This is a genomic window from Tabrizicola sp. (genome assembly GCF_041911175.1).
Lineage (GTDB): Bacteria > Pseudomonadota > Alphaproteobacteria > Rhodobacterales > Rhodobacteraceae > Tabrizicola.
Genome location: NZ_JAYRPN010000151.1, coordinates 1 through 17,807 on the forward strand (window position 1 = coordinate 1; position 17,807 = coordinate 17,807).

Annotated in this window: 20 protein-coding genes and 1 pseudogene; 18 read left to right on the top strand and 3 right to left on the bottom strand. The window is 66.2% G+C overall.

Annotated features, from left to right (window positions below):
* Both ACE3P6_RS20860 and ACE3P6_RS20865 read left to right on the top strand, forming a co-directional pair.
* Positions 1–269, top strand: a pseudogene (locus ACE3P6_RS20860) (hypothetical protein); the annotation flags it as partial.
* A 116-nt stretch (positions 270–385) separates the two neighbouring features.
* Positions 386–1,225: an IclR family transcriptional regulator gene (locus tag ACE3P6_RS20865; RefSeq protein ID WP_374398345.1), complete on the top strand. Its 840-nt coding sequence runs from the start codon at positions 386–388 to the stop codon at positions 1,223–1,225.
* Here ACE3P6_RS20865 and ACE3P6_RS20870 read toward each other — a convergent pair.
* Together ACE3P6_RS20870 and ACE3P6_RS20875 are read right to left on the bottom strand one after the other, a co-directional pair.
* Entirely contained in the window at positions 1,150–2,214 is a 1,065-nt protein-coding gene (locus tag ACE3P6_RS20870; RefSeq protein ID WP_374398346.1) for a Gfo/Idh/MocA family protein, read from the bottom strand. The genes ACE3P6_RS20865 and ACE3P6_RS20870 overlap by 76 nt on opposite strands.
* Positions 2,211–2,663 carry a MaoC family dehydratase gene (locus ACE3P6_RS20875; protein WP_374398347.1) on the bottom strand — a complete coding sequence of 151 codons (453 nt, stop codon included), beginning with the start codon at positions 2,661–2,663 and terminating at the stop codon, positions 2,211–2,213. The genes ACE3P6_RS20870 and ACE3P6_RS20875 overlap by 4 nt, the downstream gene beginning before the upstream one ends.
* 104 nt (positions 2,664–2,767) lie before the next feature.
* Between ACE3P6_RS20875 and ACE3P6_RS20880 the strand changes: the two genes are divergently transcribed.
* The 16 genes from ACE3P6_RS20880 (at position 2,768) to ACE3P6_RS20955 (ending at position 17,159) form a co-directional block, all read left to right on the top strand.
* A complete protein-coding gene (locus ACE3P6_RS20880; protein WP_374398348.1) occupies positions 2,768–3,337 on the top strand; it encodes a MaoC family dehydratase in 570 nt (189 codons plus the stop codon).
* Positions 3,330–4,463 (top strand): extracellular solute-binding protein, encoded by a 1,134-nt coding sequence (locus ACE3P6_RS20885; RefSeq protein ID WP_374398349.1) that lies wholly within the window; start codon positions 3,330–3,332, stop codon positions 4,461–4,463. Before ACE3P6_RS20880 ends, ACE3P6_RS20885 begins: the two co-directional genes overlap by 8 nt.
* Complete coding sequence (locus ACE3P6_RS20890; protein ID WP_374398350.1) at positions 4,460–5,653, top strand: CaiB/BaiF CoA transferase family protein; 1,194 nt, start codon at positions 4,460–4,462, stop codon at positions 5,651–5,653. The genes ACE3P6_RS20885 and ACE3P6_RS20890 overlap by 4 nt, the downstream gene beginning before the upstream one ends.
* 39 nt (positions 5,654–5,692) lie before the next feature.
* The gene (locus ACE3P6_RS20895) at positions 5,693–7,015 is read left to right on the top strand and encodes a sugar ABC transporter substrate-binding protein (protein ID WP_374398351.1); all 1,323 of its coding nucleotides are present in this window, start codon (positions 5,693–5,695) and stop codon (positions 7,013–7,015) included.
* A 71-nt stretch (positions 7,016–7,086) separates the two neighbouring features.
* Entirely contained in the window at positions 7,087–7,989 is a 903-nt protein-coding gene (locus tag ACE3P6_RS20900; RefSeq protein WP_374398352.1) for a carbohydrate ABC transporter permease, read from the top strand.
* The gene (locus ACE3P6_RS20905) at positions 7,986–8,855 is read left to right on the top strand and encodes a carbohydrate ABC transporter permease (RefSeq protein WP_374398353.1); all 870 of its coding nucleotides are present in this window, start codon (positions 7,986–7,988) and stop codon (positions 8,853–8,855) included. The genes ACE3P6_RS20900 and ACE3P6_RS20905 overlap by 4 nt, the downstream gene beginning before the upstream one ends.
* Before the next feature lie 3 nt (positions 8,856–8,858).
* A complete protein-coding gene (locus tag ACE3P6_RS20910; protein WP_374398354.1) occupies positions 8,859–9,953 on the top strand; it encodes an ABC transporter ATP-binding protein in 1,095 nt (364 codons plus the stop codon).
* Positions 9,953–11,065, top strand: coding sequence for a mandelate racemase/muconate lactonizing enzyme family protein (locus ACE3P6_RS20915; RefSeq protein WP_374398355.1), 1,113 nt, complete (start codon positions 9,953–9,955; stop codon positions 11,063–11,065). Before ACE3P6_RS20910 ends, ACE3P6_RS20915 begins: the two co-directional genes overlap by 1 nt.
* Positions 11,066–11,075: 10 nt before the next feature.
* The gene (locus ACE3P6_RS20920; RefSeq protein WP_374398356.1) at positions 11,076–11,405 is read left to right on the top strand and encodes an L-rhamnose mutarotase; all 330 of its coding nucleotides are present in this window, start codon (positions 11,076–11,078) and stop codon (positions 11,403–11,405) included.
* Entirely contained in the window at positions 11,398–12,048 is a 651-nt protein-coding gene (locus ACE3P6_RS20925) for an RraA family protein (RefSeq protein WP_374398357.1), read from the top strand. Before ACE3P6_RS20920 ends, ACE3P6_RS20925 begins: the two co-directional genes overlap by 8 nt.
* Before the next feature lie 3 nt (positions 12,049–12,051).
* Positions 12,052–13,164 carry an enolase C-terminal domain-like protein gene (locus ACE3P6_RS20930; RefSeq protein WP_374398358.1) on the top strand — a complete coding sequence of 371 codons (1,113 nt, stop codon included), beginning with the start codon at positions 12,052–12,054 and terminating at the stop codon, positions 13,162–13,164.
* Positions 13,161–13,496 (top strand): UxaA family hydrolase, encoded by a 336-nt coding sequence (locus ACE3P6_RS20935; RefSeq protein ID WP_374398359.1) that lies wholly within the window; start codon positions 13,161–13,163, stop codon positions 13,494–13,496. The genes ACE3P6_RS20930 and ACE3P6_RS20935 overlap by 4 nt, the downstream gene beginning before the upstream one ends.
* On the top strand, positions 13,493–14,686 hold the full coding sequence (locus tag ACE3P6_RS20940; RefSeq protein ID WP_374398360.1) for a UxaA family hydrolase: 1,194 nt from the start codon (positions 13,493–13,495) through the stop codon (positions 14,684–14,686). The genes ACE3P6_RS20935 and ACE3P6_RS20940 overlap by 4 nt, the downstream gene beginning before the upstream one ends.
* A 25-nt stretch (positions 14,687–14,711) precedes the next feature.
* Positions 14,712–15,455 carry an SDR family oxidoreductase gene (locus tag ACE3P6_RS20945; protein ID WP_374398361.1) on the top strand — a complete coding sequence of 248 codons (744 nt, stop codon included), beginning with the start codon at positions 14,712–14,714 and terminating at the stop codon, positions 15,453–15,455.
* Positions 15,456–15,466: 11 nt separating this feature from the next.
* Positions 15,467–16,312: a fumarylacetoacetate hydrolase family protein gene (locus ACE3P6_RS20950; protein ID WP_374398362.1), complete on the top strand. Its 846-nt coding sequence runs from the start codon at positions 15,467–15,469 to the stop codon at positions 16,310–16,312.
* 10 nt (positions 16,313–16,322) lie between these two features.
* On the top strand, positions 16,323–17,159 hold the full coding sequence (locus tag ACE3P6_RS20955) for an amidohydrolase (protein ID WP_374398363.1): 837 nt from the start codon (positions 16,323–16,325) through the stop codon (positions 17,157–17,159).
* 60 nt (positions 17,160–17,219) lie between these two features.
* Here ACE3P6_RS20955 and ACE3P6_RS20960 read toward each other — a convergent pair.
* Positions 17,220–17,807, bottom strand: a 588-nt coding sequence (locus ACE3P6_RS20960; protein WP_374398364.1) for an ABC transporter ATP-binding protein, incomplete at its 5' end; no start/stop codon positions are given.

Consider the following 17,807-nt stretch of genomic DNA (forward strand, 5'->3'; position numbering starts at 1 on the left):
CCGTGCTGGCCGCGCTCATGGCGCTGGAGCGGCTGGCCGCCTGGCGGCAGCGCGCCGAGGCCGGGACGGCGGACCTGTCGGGCCGGACGCCCGCCCGCCTGATCGCGGCGCTTGCAGCGCAGCCGATGCTGGGGGCGGGGCAGGCCGAAACCGAAACTGGCGCCAGCCGCGCCGCGGTGTTGCGCAACCTTGACCTGCTGGTTGCGCGCGGGCTGGTGCGCGAGGTCACCGGGCAGGGCAGGTTCCGGGTCTGGGCGGCGAAGATGTGAGCGAGCGGTGCTGGACGCGCGCCACGGGACCACCGCCCGGTGGACGTTGAACCGTGTCGGGACAACCACTATTGTCCCATCGACAGACCCCTGCCGCAGACGGAACCGCGCGCTTCATGGCCGAAGAGAAAATCCAACGATACACGGCTCCTGCGCTGGAGAAGGGTCTTGATATCCTCGAGTTGCTGTCAGCCACGGTTGTCGGCCTGTCGCTCAGCGAGATCGCGCGGGATCTTGGCCGGTCGGTGTCGGAGATCTTCCGCATGCTCGTGGTGTTGCAGGAGCGCGGCTATATCGCCCAGGACCCGGCGTCAGAGAAATACGGGCTGACCACGCGGCTGTTCGAGGTGGCCCACCGCACGCCCCTGATCCAGCGGCTGACCACGGCGGCGGAACCGCTGATGCGCGACCTGGCGCACCGGATCAACCAGTCGGTCCACCTGGCGATCCTGGCCGACGATGCGGTGCTGATCGTGGGGCAGGTGGATCCGCCCGCGCGGCATGTCATGTCGGTCCGGCTTGGCACCAGGGTCGATCTCTGGCGCGCCTCCTCGGGCCGGGTGATGATGGCGTTTCAGGATGAGGACCGGCTGGCCGAAATGCTGCGCCGGACGCCGTTGCCGGAGGGCGCGGACGAGCGCCGCCTGCGGGCGGACCTGGCTCAGATCCGCAAGAGCGGTCATGAAGTGGTGGACAGTTTCGTCGTCAAGGGCGTGGTCAACATCTCTGTCCCGATCATCGACCATTCGGGCCATGCCGTCGCCGCGCTGACCGTCCCGCATATCGAGCGCTTCGGGGAATCCGTCAGCCTCGCGGATTGCTGCGTGCAGGCGATCGGCATCGCCGACAAGCTGACCCGTCGCCTGGGCGGCGGCGTGGGCTACGACAGGTCGAGCGGCACGGCGGGCACTTCCAGCGATGCAAAGCAGGCCTCGACCAGCGCCATCGTCTCGTAGGCATCCTCGACGCCGGAGAAGAGCCGGGCATCCTCGCCCGCTGCAAAGCGTTGCAGGTTGCGCATCGGGCCCATGAAGGCTTCGATGAACCAGCTTCCGGTCAGCGGCACCTGCCGCCAGTCGCCGCCGTTTTCGCAGAACCATAGTTCGTCGGCCTCGCCGCGCGGATAGTCGAAATCGACGCCGAGCTTGACCATCATCGCGCCCTTGGTGCCTTCGATGCGGAACCAGGCGGACTGGAATTTCCGGCCGCCCTGATGGTTGTGGTTGATGCTCATCACCCCGCGCCGGAGGTTGCCCCAGTCCAGAAGCGCGGTGGTGCGGGTCTGGGCGAAGCCGGGCGCGCGTGGATCGCCCATCGAGCGGGCGAAAGCCGCCTTGGGTGTGCCGAAGATGGCCCGGATGGAATCGAGATAGTGGATCGAGTGGACGAGGATCTCGACCCGCTTCATCGGCAGGAGGAAGGGGAACAGCGTCCAGGGGGTGAAGATGTTGAGATGGACCTCGATCTCCAGCGGGTCACCGATCAGCCCGGCCTCGACCGCCTGCCGCGCCGCCATCATCATCGGCGAGAAGCGGAGCTGGAAGTTGACGGCGGCCTTGAGGTGCTTGTCCCGGCAGATCGCGCGGATGTCCCGGGCGTTGGCCAGGTCGCTGCCCATCGGCTTCTGGATCAGGACGGCGGCGCCCTCGGGCAGGTCGCGCAGGATCGGCTGGATGGCGGTGGGGGGGACGGCGACATCGTAGACAACCGAATTTCCATGCGCCGCGACGGCGTCAGTCACGGTGGTATGGGTCCGGGGGATCGCGAAGTCGCGGGCCAGCGCGGCGCGGCGGTCAGCGTCGATCTCGGCCACGGCAGCCACTTTCAGCCCGGCCTTGGCATAGGCGGGAAGGTGGGCGTCGCGCACGATGCCACCGGCGCCGATCAGGACGATGGGCCGGGGCTTGGTGGGGGCGGGCCAGTCCTGGGCAAAATCCTCGATCATTTCGTCCCCCCGCGCTTTTCGACCAGCAGGATATGCTCGCAATACATCACTGTCCTGCCCTCCTGGTTCTTCGTTTCGCAGATCTCGACCACCTGGCCGTGGCCGGGACGTTTCGCGTCGTCCGACTTGCGGCCGATGGTGACGGTGGTGCGGATCGTGTCGCCGGCGAAGACCGGCGTGGGAAAGCGCAGGCGTTCGTAGCCATAGGTCATGGCGCGCGGGTTGATCACGGTCGCGGTCAGGCCGATGCCGATGGCGAAGGTCATGGTGCCGTGGGCGATGCGGCGCTGGAACGGCTGGCCCTTGCAGAACTCGGCGTCCATGTGGTGCGGGAAGAAATCGCCCGAATGGCCGGCGTGAAAGACGATGTCCGCCTCGGTGATGGTGCGGCCCAGGGTCTGCCGCGTGGCGCCCTCGGCATAGTCCTCGAAAAACTGCTCGTGCTCCATCTCTTGCTCCTGCCCCTTGCTCCGGTTATTTTCTTTCATAAAAAAGCTTTTGACAAATGAAAAGAAATGATCGAGCGTGAGGATCGAGGCTGCTGGGGGGAAAAATGGCCGAGATCGGGGTTCACGCACGGGGCTTGCCGGGCCTGCCCGAGGACCATGCCGCGATCCCGGTCTGGAACGCAGAGGACTGGTATTTCGAGGATTTTGCCGTCGGCGACCGTATCCGGTCGATCCGGCGGACGATCTCGGAAGGCGAGTCGATGCAGTTCAACAGCCTGGTGATGGATCATCACCCCTATGTCAGCGACGACCTGTTCGCGGTGCAGGAAGGGGTGTTCGGGCGCCGCCTTGTGGCGGGGGCCTTCGTCTTTTCGCTGGGGCTGGGGCTCGCCGCGACGAACTGCCTCAACTCGTTCAGCTATGGCTATGACCGGCTGCGGTTCATCAAGCCGGTGTTCATCGGCGACACGATCTGGACCATCCGCGAGAACCTGTCGAAAGAGGTTCACAACGACCGGATGGGCAAGCTCAAGGTCAGCTACTCGGTCTACAAGGCGCCGGGCGAACTGGTGCTTTACGCCGAGCATCTTCTGACCGCGCTCTATCGCGATCCGTCGCAGTTCACCGAGGAAGCGGCGGCAAAGAGGGCCGCGAAGGAGAAGGCCCGTGGCTGAGATCACCCTGCGCGGCATGACCTGGGACCATGCCCGGGGCTTTGACCCGATGGTCGCGACGTCGGCGGCCTACGCCAGGACGCATCCGGGTGTGACGATCACCTGGGAGCGCCGTTCGCTGCAGGCCTTTGCCGACCGGCCGATTTCCGAGATGGCGGCGACCTATGACCTGATGGTGATCGACCATCCGCATGTCGGCGAGGTGGCGAAACAGGGCAATCTGCTGCCGCTGGACGGGTTGCGCGAGGCCGAGATGGCGGCGCTGGCGGCGGGATCGGTCGGGCTGTCGCATCCGTCCTACGCATTCGCCGGACGGCAATGGGCGCTGGCCATCGACACGGCAACGCCGGTCGCCTGCCTGCGCCCCGACCGGCTGGAGGTGGCGCCGAAGGTCTGGAGCGAGGTGCTGTCGCTGGCCCGGCAGGGCCGGGTGGGCTTTGCGCTGATCCCGATCAATGCGCTGATGACCTTCTTCGGGCTGGCCCGGAACCTTGGCTATGCCATCGCCGAGGCGCCCGACCGGCTGATGGAACCCGACCAGGCCGCCCGCGTGCTGGAGCTGATGCGCGAGGTCGTGGCGGTGATGGACAAGCGCTGCCTGACGCTTGACCCGATCGGCATCTACGAATGGATGGGGCGGAACGCGGACGGGCCGCACTATTCGCCCTTCGGCTATGGCTATACCAACTATTCCCGCGCGGGCTTCTGCCCCTTCCCGCTGACCTTCCACGATGCGCCGGGCGTCGAAAAGGCGGACCCGACCGGCACCGTCCTTGGTGGCACCGGCATCGCGGTTTCGGCCTTCACCAAGCACCCAGAGGTCGCGGTCGACTATGCCTTCTGGATCGCCGGGGCCGCGTGCCAGAAGGGGCTTTTCACCGAAAGCGGCGGCCAGCCCGCCCATGCGGCGGCCTGGGAGGACGATGCCTGCAACGCCCTGACGCGCGACTTCTTCCGGGGCACGCGCAGGACGCTCGACACCGCATGGCTGCGCCCGCGCTATGACGGCTACATGGGGTTGCAGGACCGCGCGGGACTGATTGTCCACCGCTGCCTGACCGGCGAGGTGACGGTTGCCGCCACCATTGCCGCGCTCGATGCCGCCTACCGGGAGAGCCGCGCATGACGCTGCCGCTGGAAGGCATCCTGGTCGTTGATTTCAGCCAGTTCCTGTCGGGGCCGCTGTGCGCGCTGCGGCTGGCCGACCTTGGCGCGCGGGTGATCAAGATCGAACGGCCCGGCACCGGCGACCTGTGCCGAACGCTGTACCTGTCGGACACCGATATCGGCAGCGCCAACAGCCTGTTCCACGCGATCAACCGCAACAAGGAAAGCTTCACCGCCGACCTGCGCGATGCGGGCGACCGGCGGATGGTGACAGAGTTGCTGGCCCGCGCCGATGTGGTGATGCAGAACTTCCGCCCCGGCGTGATCGAGCGGCAGGGCTTCGGCTATGAGGCGGTCCGGGCGTTCAATCCCGGCGTCGTCTATGGCTCGATCTCGGGCTATGGCGAGGAGGGGCCCTGGGTCGACCTGCCGGGGCAGGACCTCTTGGCGCAGTCGCGGTCGGGGCTGTTGTGGCTGACCGGCAGCCGCGACGATCCGCCGATGCCGATGGGGCTGGCGGTTGCCGACATGATGGCGGGCAATGCGCTGGCGCAAGGCATTCTTGCCGCGCTGGTAAGGAAGGGGCGGACGGGGCAGGGGGCCAAGGTCGAAACCTCGCTGATCGAGGCGCTGCTGGATTTCCAGTTCGAAGTGCTGACCACCTACCTGAATGACGGCAACCGTGTGCCGGTGCGCGCGGCGGTGAACGGGGCGCACGCCTATCTTGGCGCGCCCTATGGCGTCTACCGGACCCTGGACGGCTGGCTTGCGCTGGCGATGACGCCCTCGCTGGAGCGGCTGGCGGGGTTGATGGGGATCGCGGGGCTGGAGCGGTTCTACGGCGATGCCGCTGCGGCGATGGCCCATCGCGATGCGATCAAGTCGCGCGTCGCTGAAGCGGTGGCAGGGAAGACCACGGCGGAGTGGCTGGCGATCCTGCAACCCGCCGACATCTGGTGCGCCGAGGTGCTGGACTGGCCGGAACTGTTCAAGTCGGAGGCGTTTCGCCGCCTTGGCATGGTGCAGCGGATTTCCGGGCCGGAGGCCGCGCTCGACACGCTGCGCGGCCCGATCCGGCTGGACGGTGCGGCGCTGTACCACGACCGCGCTGCCCCGGCTTTGGGCGAGGATCGGGACAGGATTATCCGGGAATTCGGCCTTCAGGCCGGGGCCCGAGGTGACGGCGCACTGCCGACCCCGGCGGTGTGAATGGATCGGCGCGAGCGGCGCCATAAACGGGAGGATGAGATGAGGAAGATCACTGCTCTGATGGTTGGAACGGCGCTGGTCGCCGTTGCATCCGTGGCTTCGGCCGACGAGACTTGGGGCGATTTCGCTGGCTATACCCTGCGCGTGAAGCTGATCGGCGGCGCGCAGTATGAGAAGCTCTACGCCGAAATCCCGAAATGGGAGGCGGCGACCGGCGCCAAGGTGGAAATCGTCAGCCGCAAGAACCACTTCGAGCTGGACAAGGAAATCAAGCAGGACATCGCGGCGAACACGATCGACTATTGCGTCGCGTCGAACCACACCTCCTTCGCGCCGCAATATGGCGACATCTACATCGACCTGAACGGCGCGATCAAACCCGAGGTTCTGGCCGAGTTCGATGCGCTGGCCCTGAAGAACGCGACGGTGAACGGGTCGCTGGTGCAGCTGCCGCGGCATTCCGACATCTCGAACCTGTTCTACAAGAAATCGCTTTATGCCGATCAGGCCAACAAGGACGCCTTCAAGGCGAAGTACGGCTATGACCTGGCGCCGCCGGAAACCTTCGACCAGTTCAAGGACCAGGCGATCTTCTTCGCCAAGTCGCCGGACTTCTACGGCACCCAGTTCGTCGGCAAGGACGAGGCGATCACCGGGCGCTTCTACGAGATGCTGGTGGCCAATGGCGGGGCGCTGTTCGACGAGAACTGGAACCCGACCTTCAACTCTCCGGCGGGCCTGAAGGCGCTGATGTGGTTCAAGGAGCTTTACGACGCCAAGGCGGTTCCGGCGGGGTCGCTCAACTACCTCTGGGATGACACCGGGATGGGCTTTGCCTCGGGCACGGTGGCGATGGACCTGGACTGGGCGGGCTGGGCCGCGTTCTTCAACGATCCGGCCAACTCCAAGATCGCGGGGGACGTGGGACTTGTCCGCGCGCCGAAGGGCGACGGCGGCAAGCGGTCGGGCTGGTCGGGCAGCCACAGCTTCTCGATCACCAAGGCCTGCGACAACCAGCCTGCGGCGGTGTCCTTCGTCACCTTCCTGACCGACCATGACAACCAGATGATCGAGGCGCGTCAGGGCCTGCTGCCGACGCGCACCCAGGTCTGGAAGGACATCACCGCCGAGTTCGAGGCTGCGGGCAATCCGTTCATGGTCGAGGTGTTCAACACCTACAGCCAGTCGATGGCCGAAGACGCCTTCACCCCGCCGCTGATCGAGCCCTGGATCGAGGTGTCGAACGTGATCTGGCCGAACCTGCAGAAAGGCATCCTGGGCGAGATGGAGCCGCAGGCAGCCCTTGATGACGCCGCCGAGAAGGCCAAGGCCATCATGGAAGACGCAGGCTATATCAAGTGATCCGACAGGGACGGGGCGGCCCCGCGCCGCCCCGTCCGACCATCCCTGCACCACGCCACCGAGGGGGAGCGATGCCATTCTGGAGACGCGAAAGCGCCACGCCATTCCTGCTTCTGACCCCCGCGATGCTGACGATGGCATTCGTGGTGATCGTTCCGCTTGTCTTCTCGATGTACACGAGCTTCACCGGCTATCGGCTGACGAAGCCTGACAGCCTGTATGACTGGGTCGGGTTCAGGAATTACGCGCGCATCCTGTCGGACTGGGAATTCTGGGTGCCTTTCGGGCGCACGGTGCTGTTTTTGACCGTGGTGCTGAACGTCGAATTCCTGCTGGGGCTCGGCATTGCGCTTCTCATCAACCGGGTCACCTGGGGGCAGCGGGGGCTGCGCACCATCATGATGTTCCCGATGATGTTCTCGCCGATCCTCGTCGGCTTCCAGTTCAAGTTCCTGTTCAACGACAACATCGGCATCGTGAACAACGCGCTGCAGTCGCTGGGCCTGTCCGACGGGGCGATCCCCTGGCTGGTGGATGGCAAGCTTGCATTCTTCTCCATCGCCTTCGCGGAAATCTGGATGTCGACCTCGGTCTTCGCGATCCTGCTTCTGGCCGGGCTTTTCGCCATGCCGCGCGACCCGCTGGAGGCGGCGAAGGTCGATGGCTGCAACGCCTGGCAGACCTTCCGCCACATCACCCTGCCCTTCATCATGCCCTTCGCCTATATCGCGATGGCGATCCGGTCGCTGGACGTGGCGCGCGCCTATGACATCGTGACGGTGATGACCGATGGCGGCCCCGCCGGGCGGACCGAGATCCTCTGGACCCTGATCGCGCGCGTCGCCTACGACAATTCGCGGATGGGGCTGGCCAATGCGATGGCCTATGTCTCGACCATCCTGTCGATCCTTTTCACCTGGTATTTCTACCGCAAGCTGGTCGCGGCCCGCCGCTACATGGGGGGTGCGCAATGACTGCCGCTGTCGAGAGCCAGACTTCCAAGCGGTTGAAGCGGGCGGGGCTGACCGCGCTGACCTTCCTTCTGATGGTGGTGATGTGCGTGCCCGGACTTTGGGTCGTCCTTTCCGCCTTCCGCCCGAATGGCGAGATCCTGGCCAAGCCCCCGATCTGGGTGCCGGAAGCGCCAAGCTTCGACAATTTCCGCAAGATCTTCGGCCTTGGCACCGATCAGGTGGCGATCCCGGTCGGCAGCTATTTCATGAATTCGCTGATCATCGCGCTGACCTCGACCGTCATCGCCTTGGCGATCGGCATGGCGGGGGGCTATGCCTTCGCCCGCTACCGCTTCAAGGGCAAGGGCGCGATCTTCCTGGGCCTGATGCTGTTCCGCGCGGTGCCGGGGATTGCCCTCTCGCTGCCGGTGTTCATCATCTGGAGCAAGCTTGGCATCATCGACACCAAGCTTGGCCTGATCATCGTCTATGTCAGCCTGAACGTGCCCTTCACCATCTGGCTGATCGACGGCTTCTTCCGGCAGATCCCGCTGTCACTGTCCGAGGCGGCGCAGGTCGATGGCTGCACCCGCTGGCAGGCGTTCTGGAAGATCGAGTTTCCGCTGGCCCGGTCGGGGATCGCGGCGGCGGGGGTGTTCGCCTTCCTGACCTCGTGGAACGAATTCGCGCTGGCCAGCCAGCTGACCCGCTCCACCACCTCGAAAACCCTGCCGGTGGGGCTTCTGGACTTCACGGCGCAGTTCACCATCGACTGGGCGGGCATGTGCGCGATGGCGGTGATCATCATCGTCCCGGCGCTGATCCTGACCTTCCTCGTGCAGAAACATCTGATTGCCGGTCTGACCTTCGGCGGCGTGAAAGGATAAATTATGGCTGAGATCACGCTGGACAGGGTCGTCAAGAAATACGGGGCGGTGAATGTCGTCCACGGCATCGACCTGAAGATCGCGCATGAGGAATTCGTGGTGCTGGTCGGGCCGTCCGGCTGCGGCAAGTCCACGACACTGCGGATGATCGCGGGGCTGGAGGATATCTCGGGCGGCGTGGTCAGGATCGGCGAGCGGGTGGTGAACGACCTGCCGCCGCGGAAGCGCAACATCAGCATGGTGTTCCAGAACTACGCGCTTTACCCGCATATGAACGTCCGCGAGAACCTGGGCTTCGGGTTGAAGATCGCGGGCGAGACGGCGGAAGGCATCACCCGGCGCGTCGACGAGGCGGCCGAGATCCTTGGCCTGACGCCGCTTCTGGATCGCACGCCCGCCGAACTGTCGGGCGGCCAGCGCCAGCGCGTTGCAATGGGCCGCGCCATCGTGCGGCGGCCGGACGTGTTCCTGTTCGACGAGCCCTTGTCGAACCTCGACGCCAAGCTGCGCGGCCAGATGCGGGCCGAGATCAAGAAATTGCACCAGAAGGTGCGGACGACAGTCGTCTATGTGACCCATGATCAGGTGGAGGCGATGACGCTGGCCGACCGGATCGTGGTGATGAAGGACGGGCGGATCGAACAGGTCGGCACGCCGATGGAGGTGTTCAACCATCCCCGCAGCACCTTTGTCGCCACCTTCATCGGCTCGCCGCCGATGAACCTGTTGCCGGCCACCATCGAAGGCGGCGCGGTCCGGCTGGCGGATGGCACCAGCGTGCCGGTGCCCGACCGGCTGAGGGATTTCGCGCGCGATGGCCGCAAGGTCACGCTGGGTATCCGGCCGGATGACATCAGCCCGGTGGGTCATGGGCTGTCGCAGGACGGGCCGGGGGCTGAGGTCGGGATGACCGTCGAGCTAGCCGAGCCGCTTGGCATGGAAAGCCTGATCTACACCCGCCTTGCCGGGCAGGAGGTGCTGGCGAAGCTTTACGGGCCCCGCCTCGTCCAGCCGGGGGAGGGCCTGACCTTCCGCATGGCGCTGGACCGCGCGCATCTGTTCGACGCGGAAACTGGCCTGTCGCTGAGGGCCGAGTGATGGCGCGCATCGCCCATGTCGAGATTATGATGGTGACGCTGGTGCCCTTGGTGAAGCGCACCGATGCGATCCAGTCTTTCGTCGCGCAGGAAACGCCGATGGTCAGGATCACCGATGCCGAAGGGGCGGTGGGCACCGGCTACAGCTACACCATCGGTACCGGCGGCCCGGCGGTTGTCAGCCTTCTGCGCGATACGCTGGTGCCGCGCCTTCTGGGACGCGAGGCGGAGGAGATCGAGGCGATCTGGCGCGACCTTCTGTTCGCGACCCATGCGACGGCGGTCGGGGCGCTGACCTCCATCGCGCTTGCCGCCATCGACACCGCGCTTTGGGATCTGCGCTGCCGCCGCGCCAACCTGCCCCTGTGGCGCATGGCGGGGGGCGCGAAACCGGCGATCCCGCTGTATTCGACCGAAGGCGGCTGGCTGCATATCGAGACCGGGGCACTGGTCGAGGATGCGCTGGCGGTGAAGGCGCAGGGCTTTGCGGGGTCCAAGGTCAAGGTCGGCAAGCCGCATCTGGCCGAGGATCGCGCCCGGCTTTCGGCAGTGCGCGCGGCGGTGGGCGACGATTTCCGCCTGATGGTCGATGCCAATCAGGCTTTCCACTACCACGAGGCGCTGCTGCGCGCCCGCATGTTGGCCGAGGTGGGGATAAGCTGGTTCGAGGAACCGATGCCCGCCGACGACCTGACCGGCCATGCGCGCCTTGCCGAACAGTCCGCCGTACCGATTGCCGTCGGCGAGAGCCTGTATTCCCCCGGCCAGTTCGCGGACTACATGCAGGCGCGGGCCTGTTCCATCGTGCAGGTGGATGTGGGAAGGGTGGGCGGCATCACCCCTTGGCTCAAGGTCGCGCATATGGCCGAGGCGATGAACCTGGCGGTCTGCCCGCATTTCCTGATGGAGCTGCATGTCAGCCTGGTCTGCGCGATCCCGAATTCCTGGATGCTGGAGTATATCCCGCAGCTTGATCCGATCACCCAGACGCGGCTGGACATCAGGAATGGCCTTGCCCATCCGCCGGAGGCGCCGGGCTTGGGGATCGGCTGGGATGAAGCGGCCATCGCCCGGCAGGTCGTGCCGGGCAGCCGGTCGGAACATCGGGTCTGAGGAGAAGACGATGCAACGCATGGGAATGGTGCTGGGCCTGAAACCCGACAAGGTTGAGGCCTACAAGCGGCTGCATGCGGCGGTCTGGCCGGAGATCCTGGCCCAGATCAGCGCCTGCAACATCACCAACTATTCGATCTACCTGAAAGAGCCGGAGAACCTGTTGTTCGGCTACTGGGAATACTCCGGCAGCGACTTTGCCGCCGATGCAGCGAAGATGGCCGCCGATCCGAAGACGCAGGAGTGGTGGTCGGTCTGCATGCCGATGCAGGAGCCACTTGCCACAAGGAAGGACGGCGAATGGTGGGCGATGATGGAGGAGGTGTTCCATCATGACTGACGCCCGCCTCGACCGGCTTCGCAGCTGCTATACCTCGGTCCTGCATGACGTGATGCGGGCGATGGGGCTGCGCAGCTTCACCCTGCCGCCGCGCCTCCGGCCCCTGAACCCCGAGGGCGTGCTGGCCGGCCCCGCCTTCACCATCGAAGGCCGGATCGTCGAAGGGGCGGATGCGCACCAGACCCTGCTGGAATGGACGGGCCTGCTGTCGAAGTGTCCGGCGGGCCATGTCTGGGTGGCGCAGCCGAACAACCAGATCGTCGCGCAGATGGGCGAGCTGTCGGCGGAAACCCTGCAGCGCAAGGGGGTTCTGGGCGTCGTCACCGATGGCGCGCTGCGGGATACCAACTTCATCCTGAAGCTTGGCCTGCCCTGCTGGGGCACGCACTACACCCCGCGCGATGTGGTCGGGCTGTGGCTGCCCACGTCCATTGGCGGGACGATCCGCATCGAGGACGTGACGGTGAACCCCGGCGACTGGGTGCATGGCGACCGTGACGGGATGGTGGTGATTCCGGCTGCGCATCTGGACGAGGTGATCGAAAAGGGCGTCACCGCGATGGCGACCGAAAGCAAGGTCCGCCGCGCGATCCTTGACGGGATCGACCCGCAGGAAGCCTACCTGAAATACGGGAAGTTCTGAGGGATGCGGATTGCCGGCCTGAACATCCGCGCCTGTCGCCACCAGGGCGCCGCCATCGGCGGTGACGGGTTGCGGGATGGCCAGGGACGCGCAGGGCTGGAATATCTGGTCTATACCGTCAGGACCGACTGCGGGCGCGAGGCGTCGATGTTCGGTTTCGCCGGGCGGTCCGCCCTTGGCGCGGGCCATCTGGCGGCGGCCTCGCTGCGTCCCTTCTTCGTCGGGCGGCCTGTGCTGGACCGCGAAGCGGCATGGCACGACTGGCGCACCGCCGACCGCTGGTGGCATCACCTGCCGATCTACAGCTACGGGCCCGTCGATTGCTGCCTGTGGATCCTGGGGGCCGAGGCGGCGGGGCAACCGCTCTGGCGCTATATCGGCGGGGCGCGGGCCGAGGTGCCGGTCTATGCCTCCTCGCTGGTGCTGCCGGACGCCGGTGCCTATGCGGCGGAGGCGGTTGCCGTGAAGGCGGCGGGGCTGAAGGCCTACAAGATCCACCCGCCGGGCAAGGCGCTGGCCGAGGATATCGAGATCCATCGTGCGGTGCGCGATGCGGTCGGCACGGACTTCCCGCTGATGTCCGATCCGGTGGCCCCCTATACGCTGGACGAGGCGGTGCGGCTGGGGCGTGAACTGGAGCGGCTGGACTACCTCTGGCTCGAGGAACCTCTGCCGGATGAAGCCTTCGGCGCGCTGCGCGAGTTGACCCGCATCCTCGACATTCCGGTGATCGGGACCGAGGTCTTGCCGAAGCATCCCTATTCGGTTGCCGAGTGTCTTGCGACCCGCGTGGTCGACGGGGTGCGCGCTGATCCCTCATGGTCCGGCGGCGTGACCGGCGTGCTGAAGACCGCGCGGCTGGCCGAGGCGTTCCACGCGCCCTGCGAGCTGCATACCACGATCTTCCAGCCGCTTGAGCTGGTGAACCTGCACCTGAACGGGGCGGTGACCAACTCGCGCTATCTGGAGCTGTTGTGGCCGACAGGGACCTTCGGTTTCGGCCTGACGGCGCCGCTGCCGATCACCGATGGCATCGCGCGGATGCCGGAAATGCCGGGCCTGGGGATAGCGCTGGACCGCGACCTGATCGAGAATGATACGCTGGAGGTATTATGAGCCAGACCGATCCCCGGCTGCTGCTGCTGTCGCCCGAAGACAATGTGCTGGTCGCGCGTGCGCCGATTGCCGCGGGCGAACCGATCCGCGTCGAGGGGCTGGAGCTGCCCGCCGCCACCGCGTTCAGCCTTGGGCACAAGCTGGCGCGCAGGCCCATCGCGGCCGGCGACCCGATCCTCAAATACGGCGCGGTCATCGGCACGGCGACGGCGGAGATTCCGCAAGGTGCGCATGTCCACATCCACAACGTTCGAAGCAACTATACCGCGACACACACACTGGAAGAGGCGCGCGTTGCCTATGAGGCCGCGCGCGAGGTAGGCAAGGCATGACGAAACTCACCGGCTATCAGCGCGCCGACGGGCGCAAGGGCATCCGCAACCGGATCGCGGTGGCCTATCTGGTCGAATGCGCCCACCATGTCGCGCGCGAGATCGCCTGGCCGAACCGGGCCGAGGCGCATGTCATCGGCTTTCCCGGCTGTTTTCCGAATCCTTACGCGCAAGGCATGATGGAACGGCTTTGCACCCATCCCAACGTCGGCGCGGTGCTGCTGGTGTCGCTCGGCTGCGAAAGCTTCAACCGCTTCCAGCTGGAAAACGTGATCCGTGACAGTGGGCGCCCGGTCGAGACGCTGGTGATCCAGCGCGCGGGCGGCACGGCGGCGACCATCGCCAAGGGGCAGGACTGGATTGCCGCGCAACTGGCGGAACTGGCCAAGGCGCAGCGGGTGCCGATGGAGGTGTCGGAACTGGTGGTCGGCACGGTTTGCGGCGGGTCGGACGGCACCAGCGGCATCTCGGGCAACCCGGCGGCGGGGCGTGCCTTCGACCGGTTGGTCGAGGCGGGGGCCGCCTGCATCTTCGAGGAAACCGGCGAGTTGATCGGCTGCGAGGAGATCATGGCCGACCGCGCCGTGACCCCGGAACTGGCTGACATCCTGCGCGCTTCGGTCGCCAAGGCGGCACGCTACTATGAGACACTGGGCTTCGGCAGCTTTGCCGCCGGGAACGCCGATGGCGGGCTGACGACCATCGAGGAGAAATCGCTGGGCGCCTATGCGAAATCGGGGCAGTCACGCATCTCGGGCCTGATCAAGCCAGGGGACATTCCGCCGAAGGGCGGGCTTTACCTGATGGACGTGGTGCCCGATGGCGAGGTGCGCTTCGGCTTCCCGAACATCTCGGACAATGCCGAGATCGTCGAGATGATGGCCTCGGGGGCGCATCTGACGCTGTTCGTCACCGGGCGCGGATCGGTGGTCGGCTCGGCGCTGGCCCCGGTGATCAAGATCGCCGCCAATCCCGAGATGTACCGGCGCCTGAGCGCGGACATGGATGTGAACGCCGGTCGCATCATCGACGGCGAGGCAAGCGTGGACGAGGTGGGCCAGGAAATCTACGATCTGGTGCTGGAGGCCGCCGCAGGGCGCCAGACCTGCTCGGAGGCGATGGGACATGCCGAATTCATCCTGACCTACAAGTCATTCGAGCCGATCGGACCGGCCTGCCTTCCGGCGTGACCGGGCCAGCACAGAAGGAAAAGACATGGGACGACTGCAGGGAAAACGCTGTCTGGTGACGGCGGCGGGTCAGGGGATCGGGCGGGCCTCGGCGCTGATGATGGCGCGTGAGGGTGCGGCAGTGATCGCGACCGACATCAACCAGGCGGCGCTCGACGCGCTGCGGGCGGAGAATGGCGCCATCGAGACGCGGACCTTGAACGTGCGCGACAAGGCGGCGGTTTCGGTGGCGGCGGCAGAGATCGGCGCGCTGGATGCGCTGTTCAACTGCGCGGGCTTTGTGGCGAACGGCACCATCCTCGACTGCGACGAGGACCAATGGGCCTTCTCGCTCGACCTGAACATGACGGCGATGTACCGGATGTGCCGGGCTTTCCTGCCCGCGATGATCGAACAGGGCGGCGGGTCGATCATCAACATGGCCTCGGTCGCGTCTTCGGTCATCGCGGCGCCGAACCGCTTCGTCTATGGCGCGACCAAGGCGGGGGTGATCGGCCTGACGAAATCCATCGCCGCCGATTTCATCGGCAAGGGCATCCGCGCCAATGCGATCTGCCCGGGGACGGTGGAAAGCCCCTCGCTGGAGGAGCGGCTGCGGGCTACGGGGGATTACGAGGCGGCGAAAAAGGCCTTCATCGCCCGCCAGCCTATCGGGCGTATCGGCAAGGCCGACGAAATCGCGGCGCTGGTGGTTTACCTCGCCTCTGACGAAAGCGCATACACGACCGGGGTCGCCCATGTGATCGACGGCGGCTGGTCGAACGTCTGAAAGGAAACGGCATGAAACTTCTTCGCCACGGGCCCCGGGGGGCCGAACGCCCCGGCCTTATGCACAAGGACGGCACCATCCGGGATCTCACGGGCGTAATTCCCGACATTGCCGGTGCGGCCCTGTCGGACGAAGGCCTTGCCAGGCTGCGCGGCATCGATGCCGCAACGCTGCCCGTGGTCGATCCGGCGACCCGGCTGGGCCCCTGCGTCGCCGGGACGGGCAAGTTCATCTGCATCGGGCTGAACTACGCCGACCACGCCGCCGAAAGCGGCATGGCGGTGCCGCCCGAGCCGGTGATCTTCATGAAGGCGACCAGCGCCATCTGCGGGCCGAACGACCCGATCATGATCCCGCGCGGCAGCGAGAAGACCGATTGGGAGGTTGAGCTGGCCATCATCATCGGCAAGGCGGCGAAATATGTCAGCGAGGATGAGGCGATGGCCCATGTCGCGGGCTATGCCGTGACCAACGATGTCAGCGAGCGCGCCTTCCAGACCGAACGCTCGGGCCAGTGGACCAAGGGGAAAAGCTGCGACAACTTCGGCCAGATCGGCCCCTGGCTGGTGACCCGCGACGAGGTGGCCGACCCGCAGGCGCTGAAGATGTGGCTGAAGGTCAATGGCAAGACCATGCAGGACGGGTCGACCCGGACGATGGTCTATGGGGTGAAATATCTGGTCAGCTACCTGTCGCAGTTCATGACCCTGCATCCCGGCGATGTCATTTCCACTGGCACGCCGCCCGGCGTCGGCCTGGGCATGAAGCCGCCGCGCTATCTGAAGCCGGGCGAGGTGGTGGAGCTGGGGATCGAAGGCCTGGGCAGCCAGCGGCAGGACGTGATCGCCGACCTTTAGGGAGGAGAGAATGGAGCTTATCGACACGCACCAGCATCTGATCTGGCGGGATCGGCTGGGCTATGGCTGGACCGCAGGCATCCCCGCGCTGGCGGAAGGGGACTTCACGCCCGAGGACTATCAGGCCCAGACCAGGGGGCAGGGGATCATCGGCACGATCTTCATGGAATGCGGGGTCGATGACGCCGACTATCAGGCCGAGGCGCGCTATGTCGCCACCCGCATCGGGCGCGATGGAATGCTTGGCCAGATCGCCTCGTGCCGGCCCGAGACGGATGCGGGCTTCGACGCCTGGCTTGAGGAATGCGGCGGGCTGCAGGTCAAGGGCTTCCGGCGCATCCTGCATGTCGTGCCCGACGAGATGTCGCAAAGCGCCAGCTTCCGCGCGAACCTCAGGAAGATCGGACGGCAGGGCCTGCCCTTCGACATGTGCTTCCTCGCCCGGCAGTTGGGCATTGCCGAGGCGCTGGCGCGGGCCTGCGATGGGCAACAGCTGGTGCTGGACCATTGCGGCGTGCCGGATATTGCGGGCGGAGCGTTCGACGATTGGGCGAAGGGCATCGACCGGCTGGCTGTACTGCCGCATGTCAGCGTGAAGCTGTCGGGCATCAGCGCCTATGCCGCGCCCGGGACCGCGAGCGTGGAGCTGCTGCGCCCTTGGGTCGACCATGTGCTTGACCGCTTCGGCGCGGACCGCGTGGTCTGGGGGTCGGACTGGCCGGTCGTCCTGCTGGGGGCCGGGCTCTTGCCCTGGATCGAGATGACCCGCAACCTGCTGGCGGGCCTTTCCGCCGGGGAACAGTCGGCTGTCGGCGCAGGCAACGCCCGCCGGATCTATCGCGTCTGACGAGGACGGGGTTTCGCGTGACCGGGAAGTCTCCCGGTCGCGGACAGGCTGCCCCGGCTGTCAGCCGCGCAGCGCGCGACCGTCAGAGGCGAAGGCGTGGGTCTGGCCGGGCTGGATCGTCAGGCCGAGGCGGTCTCCGGCGCGAAGGCCGATATGGCCATGCTGGCGCACCATCAGTGGCCCCACGCCGTCGACAAGCACATAGACATTCGTGTCGGAGCCGAGGTGCTCGACCACGTCGGCGGTTCCCGTCAGCACCGCGCCGACAGGATCAACGATGTCGAGATGTTCCGGCCTGATGCCCAGTTCCGCGACGGGGCCGGTGATGCCCGGCAGCGTGATCTCGGCCCCGTTGGCGAGACGCACGCCGCCGTCCGTGGGGCTGACGCCGAGGATGTTCATGGTGGGCGAACCGATGAACTGCGCGACGAAGCGGTTCGCCGGGGTCTGATACAGCTCCAAGGGGGTGCCGATCTGCTGCACGATGCCGCCGTTCAGCACCACGATCCGGTCGGCAAGGGTCAGCGCCTCGACCTGGTCGTGGGTGACATAGACCATCGTCGCCTTCAGCCGCTGGTGCAGGCGGGCGATCTCCAGCCGCATCTCGACCCGCAGCGCGGCGTCGAGGTTGGACAGTGGCTCGTCGAA